This window comes from uncultured Romboutsia sp., from assembly GCF_958366745.1.
GTDB lineage: Bacteria > Bacillota > Clostridia > Peptostreptococcales > Peptostreptococcaceae > Romboutsia > Romboutsia timonensis.
In genome coordinates this window covers 1-2,756 of the sequence record NZ_CATXCO010000276.1, presented here as the reverse complement: position 1 = coordinate 2,756, position 2,756 = coordinate 1, and the positions used below count along the sequence as shown (strand labels likewise).

3 protein-coding genes and 1 pseudogene are annotated in these 2,756 nt (G+C 25.2%); all 4 read right to left on the bottom strand.

The features are described 5' to 3' along the window. A pseudogene (locus Q5F54_RS12645) lies at positions 1 to 338 on the bottom strand (polysaccharide deacetylase); the annotation flags it as partial. A gap of 98 nt (positions 339 to 436) precedes the next feature. After that, positions 437 to 1,312: a DUF4300 family protein gene (locus Q5F54_RS12640; protein ID WP_180703331.1), complete on the bottom strand. Its 876-nt coding sequence runs from the start codon at positions 1,310 to 1,312 to the stop codon at positions 437 to 439. Positions 1,313 to 1,341: 29 nt separating this feature from the next. Then, a complete protein-coding gene (locus Q5F54_RS12635; protein WP_281537814.1) occupies positions 1,342 to 2,214 on the bottom strand; it encodes an anti-sigma-V factor rsiV in 873 nt (290 codons plus the stop codon). Then, positions 2,211 to 2,756 (bottom strand): sigma-70 family RNA polymerase sigma factor (locus Q5F54_RS12630; protein ID WP_331562790.1); only part of this gene is annotated, 546 nt, incomplete at its 5' end. The genes Q5F54_RS12630 and Q5F54_RS12635, both read right to left, overlap by 4 nt.

Genomic DNA, 2,756 nt, shown 5'->3' with positions numbered 1-2,756 from the left:
GGAGTAACTGTTGTAGACGTTCCATCATCAAAAGTTAAAAATACTACTTTTTCTCCATTATTTGAATAGTCATATTTACTAAGTTTCTCAGAAACAATTTTTGCATCATAAGAGTACTTTTTAGCTTCATGACTTACTCCAACCATATATTTTTTCTTTTCTTCTTCTGCTTTTCTTTTTTCTTCTGCTAGCCTTTCTTGCTCTGCTTTTATTTTTATTTGCTCATCTACATAAGCCCAAGTTCTATTTATTACTCCTAAAATAGTTATACCTAGCAGTATCATAATTAATGCCTTTTTTTTATTTACTCTTCTATTTTTAACTTTTATATCATTCATATTACTCACCTATCAATTGTTGTCTATTATCTTCATCTTTTGCTTTTATGAGTTATATATTTAAAATCAAACTTTTTATACTCAGATTTATTTTATCTTTAGTTCATTAATTCATCATTTTCCATAATTATTGGCTTTGCAGCTCCATTACCAGATGTATCTACATCCAATCTATCCATTAAATATTCTTTTAATTCTGCTTTGTCTTTAAATTTTGATACTTGATATGGTAAAGAGAATCCATATTTCTCAATAAATAATAAACCATCTTTAGTTTTTACTGATATACCACTGTGTCCAACAAATAAAATTTCATCTTCCGGATCATGTAAAAATACATTTATCATAGATACATTTTTATTTTTTATAAATGATATTTTTCTATTTTTCCACTCTTTTTTTATTTCATCTACATGCTTTTGTATATCTTGTGTATTTTCTGCTTTAATAGCTCCATATAAATTTATAAATTTATCTTTATCTTCCTTTGTAAATTCACTAAGAGGATTATTTTCTATTGCATCTATATCAAATATTAAAGTTGTATCATCTCCACTAAACTTGCTATTTGATTTAATATAATCTTTAAATAAAGTAAAAGCGGTTATCCTACAGTTAAAGTCCATATAGTTTATATTATTCTTATAGTCCCATTTTTCATTTAATTCAGCTTCATCATATGGTACTTGTTGTACATTTATAGAGGTAAATCCATTATTTGATGTATATAAATTTTTTATCTCAGATTTTTCATTATAAGCTCTAACTAATTTAATAAAATAATCAGATGTTTTCTTATCTATTTTATTTTCTATTAGAATATTTTTTATATCATTTTGAGTTTTATCATCTATCAAATTTGAATAAGTAAGCTTTATATTTTCTTTTTCACTATTTTGATTTATATTACCATTTGAACATCCTGTAAATAGTAGTGTAGTAGATAATAATATTGGTATAATTTTTTTTAGCATGTCAAATCTCCCTTCGCTGTCAACTTTATTTACTTCATAAGCTTTGATGTTATTTCTTTTGGTATTACAAATTCAGCTAATCCAGTAGATCCTGGTCCAACTTCATATTTATCAAAGCATATAACAAGTTCATTATTATCATTTATATAAAATCCTTGATCTTTATTTATCTTTGTGAAGTTAAGTCCTTCCATATCTTCATCTAACCAATAATGTTCATTTGGATTTTCCTTCATTTTTTCTCTCATTTGCTCTTTTATGTTTTCACTTATTATATTTACATAATCATTTCCTGCAAACATACCTTCTAAAGTCAAAACTGTTTGATCTTTCTTGTTTATATTATAGAATTTTCTAGTTGTGTTTGATGAACCTTGTACATAGTGATTAAATACTACTAATGATAAAATATCATCGTTGTCAGTTTTAACTTCATACCAAGATTTTACTAGTTCTCTTCCTTCAACACCTTCTGATTTTAGAGTTTCCATCTCCTTTAAATACTCTTGGTATAATCTTTTGCCATCTTCCTCAAAATCTTTATTTAATCTATATTCTAAATCTTTATTTTTTAGACCTTCTATTTTAGGTATAGCTATAGAAACATCAAATCCATTTTCATCTATGCTATAGTTTCTAAAATTTATTATCTTTATTACATTTCCTATAACAGGAATTTCTTCTAGTGTATTTGCAAAAGCTGGACTTAAGTTAATAGCACCTACAACTAAACATACTGATGCTGATACAGAAGACCATTTACTTATTGTTTTCCTTTTAGTTTTTATAGATTTACTATTTAATGCATCATTTACAACTTTGTCTAAGTTATCTGGTATTTCTATATTCATATAATTATCTTTTAAAATTTTAAATTCTTTATTATTATTCAAAGTTTTCACTCCTCGTCATCTCTAAGCTTTAATTTTAATTTATCTAAGGCCTTATATAGTCTAGTTTTTATAGTATTTGTATTTTCATCTAGTACTTGAGCTATCTCGGATATTTTCATATCTTCAAAATATCGTAATATAACTATTGTTTTATACTTTTCTGGCAATTCATCTAAAGCTTTTTGTAAATCTATATTCTCATATGTATCATAACTTATTGAGTCATCTAGATCTAAATCATTATTTATTACATATTTTTTATTTTTTCTTATATAGTCTATTGCGCAATTTGATATTATTTTGTAAATCCATGGTTTTATATTACCTATATCTTTGAGAGTGTCTATCTTAGTTAGGGACTTACATATAGAATCATGTACTATATCAAGTGCGTCATCTTGATTTTTTACGTAACCATATGCAAATCTATATAAGGACTCTTTATTATCAACTATATATTTTTTTAATTCTTTTTCTTTTTTTCGTTCTCCTAAGCTTAGTAATTTCATCTTATCTATCCACCTCTCATATACTAGACGAGTTATACATAG

Bases quoted from the DNA above. Each gene is read 5' to 3' on its own strand.
- Q5F54_RS12640 (WP_180703331.1), bottom strand. From the start codon at position 1,312: ATGCTAAAAAAAATTATACCAATATTATTATCTACTACACTACTATTT.